At 64.9% G+C, this 3,325-nt stretch carries 5 protein-coding genes; 2 read left to right on the plus strand and 3 right to left on the minus strand.

What is annotated here, in order from left to right:
* The 3 genes from EOD07_RS27790 to EOD07_RS27800 form a co-directional block, all read right to left on the minus strand.
* Positions 1–905: ABC transporter substrate-binding protein (locus tag EOD07_RS27790; RefSeq protein ID WP_127237667.1), on the minus strand; the 905-nt coding region annotated here is incomplete at its 3' end.
* 139 nt (positions 906–1,044) lie between these two features.
* Positions 1,045–1,281 (minus strand): hypothetical protein, encoded by a 237-nt coding sequence (locus EOD07_RS27795; RefSeq protein ID WP_071032005.1) that lies wholly within the window; start codon positions 1,279–1,281, stop codon positions 1,045–1,047.
* A gap of 113 nt (positions 1,282–1,394) precedes the next feature.
* Positions 1,395–1,790 (minus strand): hypothetical protein, encoded by a 396-nt coding sequence (locus EOD07_RS27800; protein ID WP_127237668.1) that lies wholly within the window; start codon positions 1,788–1,790, stop codon positions 1,395–1,397.
* A 169-nt stretch (positions 1,791–1,959) separates the two neighbouring features.
* Between EOD07_RS27800 and map the strand changes: the two genes are divergently transcribed.
* Together map and EOD07_RS27810 are read left to right on the plus strand one after the other, a co-directional pair.
* A complete protein-coding gene (map, locus tag EOD07_RS27805) occupies positions 1,960–2,787 on the plus strand; it encodes a type I methionyl aminopeptidase (protein ID WP_041008132.1) in 828 nt (275 codons plus the stop codon).
* A gap of 34 nt (positions 2,788–2,821) precedes the next feature.
* Positions 2,822–3,325, plus strand: a 504-nt coding sequence (locus EOD07_RS27810; RefSeq protein WP_164772593.1) for a UPF0758 domain-containing protein, incomplete at its 3' end; no start/stop codon positions are given.

The raw sequence follows: 3,325 nt of genomic DNA on the forward strand, positions 1-3,325 counted from the left end.
TCATAATCCAGCACCTTGATCGAGGCGCGGTCCGGATAGCCGGTCGGCAGCGCGACATCGGCGCGCGCCGGGATGTAGCCCATCTTGGCCGCCACTTCCTGTCCGTCCTTCGACAAGAGGAAATCGACGAAGGCCTTGGCGGCGTCCTTGTTCTTGGCGGTGGAGAGGATGGCGACCGGCTCGGTGACGGCTGACACGCCTTCCTTCGGGAACACGAACTCGACAGGCGCGCCCTTGGCCTTCTCGCGGATCGGCATGTAGTCGACGATCATGCCGAACAGCTTGTCGCCGCCGCTGACGGCCTTGAGCACGTCGCCATTGCCGCCGCTCGCCTGTGCGCCGTTCTTGGCGAGCGCGCCATAATAGTCCCAGCCCTCCGGCAGGTTGCCGGTGAGCGTCACCGTGTGGATCATCGCCGCGCCCGAGGTCAGCGGGCTCGGCATCGCGATGAGGCCCTTGGCCTCCGGCTTTTTTAGATCTTCCCAGCTCGTCGGGATGAAAGGCGCCTTGGTGTTGTAGACGATGCCGGTGGTGATCAGCTTGGTCGAGAAATAGCTCTTGTCCTTGTCGTAGAGCGCGGCGTCGAGGCCGTCGACCTTGGCCTCCGGATAGGCAAGCAGGCGGCCTTCCTTCTTGAGACCCTCCATGGTCACGACATCGGCGATCAGGAGCACGTCGGCCTGCGGCTGGCCGGCCTCGATCTCGGCACGCAGCTTCGCCAGGATCTTCGGCGTGCCGTCGCGTACCCAGTCGACCTTGATGCCCGGGTTCTTGGCCATGAAGGCGTCGACCGTCTGCTGGGCGTCGGTGTTCGGCTGGCTGGTATAGAGCACCAGCGTGCTGTCGGCGGCGCTCGCCACGGTGGTTGCCAGCAAGAGGGCGGCGGCGAGGACGATCTGGCGCATGGGAATACCTGTTCTTGATCAAGCTGAGGAAGTCCGGCAGGCGCCGGGGCTGGAAAACCTGACTAAGGCCGCAGGATAACCATTATGTGACAGGGCGACGCAACCCGCGCCGCCCTGCTCTTGTTCCATATCGTCGGCGCTACTGGTTGGCCGGGTCTGTCTCTGCGTCATAGGCCATGCGGATAACCACCATCAGCAGATAGGCGGACGGCAGCGCGAAGATGGCCGCGAGCACCATCGCCGCCGTTCCCTCCATCCGAAGGGTGGCGGCAACGGCCCAGTATACGGTACCGATGCAGATCACCGCCTGGATTGCCAGAAAAGAGGCCGCGGCGGCGGCGCGGGTAAGTGTCTTGAATGTCTTGATGCGTTGCATTGAACGGAATCCGAACTGACGCGCACGCGACCGGCGGACGGCCCGCGGCCGTCGCCGGGTCGCGACGCGAAGAAATGTTTTTGATTTGAGTGCCGCGCCTTGCGGCTAAGGCTTTATGCAGCGGGCGGCGCGCGGGGCTGGTTGGTGCGCGAAGGCGTCGCGCTTCCCGCCGCGGGCGTGACGCCCATCTCGGCTGACAACCCCTGTGCGACGACCAGAAAATCGGCTGCGGGCGCAAGCGCGCCGGGGTTGCCGCCGACGGGTTTTGCCGGCAGCGGCCGGCTGGCCCGAACCTCAAGCGCCTGCGCCTTGCCGGTGGTTCTGAGCAGCGCGATCGGGGCGCCCTGGCGGGTGGCGCTGACGCTGGAACCGCCTTGGAGCGAGACGGCCGATGCGGAGATGCCGGCCTGTGCAAAGCCCAGCAGCGCGAGCATCAGCAGCGCCATCAGGCCCGCAAAAGCGGTCCTGGCCGGCAGCAGCGTCGATCTTTCGCGTTTAGGTGCCGTCAAGGCAATCTCCGGATAACAGACCCGGCCTAACCCATGGAACTGCCGAAGGAAAGCCGCAATGGACGCCGCAACCGCACTTCGTCCTTGAACCTTGCGGCTTCCGGTGCCAAATCTGGGGCAGACTTTCGCGTTCGGCCTTTTTGGAGCCAACGCCGGCAAACGGACAAAAATGGTAACCTATCTCGACGCCTCCACGGCCCCCCTTAGAAATACCGGCCAGATCCGCCTCTATGGCGAGGAAGGTTTTGCCGGCATGCGCAAGGCCTGCGACCTCACCGCGCGCTGCCTGGACGAGCTCGTGCCGATGGTGAAGCCCGGCGTGACGACGGAAACGATCGACCGCTTCGTCTTCGAATTCGGCATGGACCACGGTGCGCTGCCGGCGACGCTCAATTATCGCGGCTATACCAAATCGTCCTGCACCTCGATCAACCATGTCGTCTGCCACGGCATTCCCGACAATAAGCCGCTGAAGGAAGGCGACATCGTCAACATCGACGTCACCTACATCCTCGACGGCTGGCATGGCGATTCCTCGCGCATGTATCCGGTGGGCACTATCAAGCGCGCCGCCGAGCGCTTGCTTGAGGTGACCTACGAGTGCCTGATGCGCGGCATCGCCGCGATCAAGCCCGGCGCCCGCACCGGCGCCATCGGCGCCGCGATCCAGACCTATGCCGAGGCTGAGCGCTGCTCGGTGGTGCGCGATTTCTGCGGCCACGGCGTCGGCCAGCTTTTCCACGACGCGCCGAACATCTTGCATTACGGCACCGTCAATGAAGGCGTCGAGATGCGACCCGGCATGATCTTCACCGTCGAGCCGATGATCAATCTCGGCCGGCCGCATGTGAAGGTGCTGTCGGACGGCTGGACCGCGGTCACGCGCGACCGCTCGCTGTCGGCGCAGTACGAGCACACGATCGGCGTCACCGACACCGGCTGCGAGATCTTCACGCTGTCGCCGAAAAAGCTCGACCGCCCCGGCCTGCCGGCCTAGAACTTCGACCTGAGCCTGAGGGGGGCGGGCGAATATGGGCAAAGCCGAGGACGAGCGGGCGTTCTTTTCCGAAAGCTGGATCGAACCGCCCAAGACAGCGCTGAAAAAGGCCGCGGCGGCGGAAAAGCCCCATTATCACGGCCATCGCGACCGCCTGCGCGAACGCTTTGTCGCCGGCGGACCGGATGCCCTGCCCGACTATGAGCTGCTCGAGCTGCTGCTGTTCCGGCTGATCCCGCGCGTCGACACCAAGCCGATCGCCAAGGCGCTGATCGCCCGCTTCGGCTCGCTGGCCGAGGTGCTCGGCGCGCAGGCATCCCTGCTTGAAGAAATCAAAGGCATCGGACCGACCGTCGCGACCGATCTCAAGGTGATCGCCGCCACGGCCCAGCGCATGGCGCGCGGCGAGGTGCGCGGCCGCGAAGTCCTGTCCAACTGGACGCAGTTGCTCGACTATTGTCGCTCGGCCATGGCCTTCGAGAACCGCGAGCAGTTCCGCATCCTGTTCCTCGACAAGAAGAACGGGCTGATCGCCGAC

Source organism: Mesorhizobium sp. M2C.T.Ca.TU.002.02.1.1 (assembly GCF_003997225.1).

Excerpts from the sequence above, each read along its gene's own strand:
- EOD07_RS27795 (WP_071032005.1), bottom strand. The coding sequence starts at position 1,281 with ATGCAACGCATCAAGACATTCAAGACACTTACCCGCGCCGCCGCCGCG.
- map (WP_041008132.1), top strand. The coding sequence starts at position 1,960 with ATGGTAACCTATCTCGACGCCTCCACGGCCCCCCTTAGAAATACCGGC.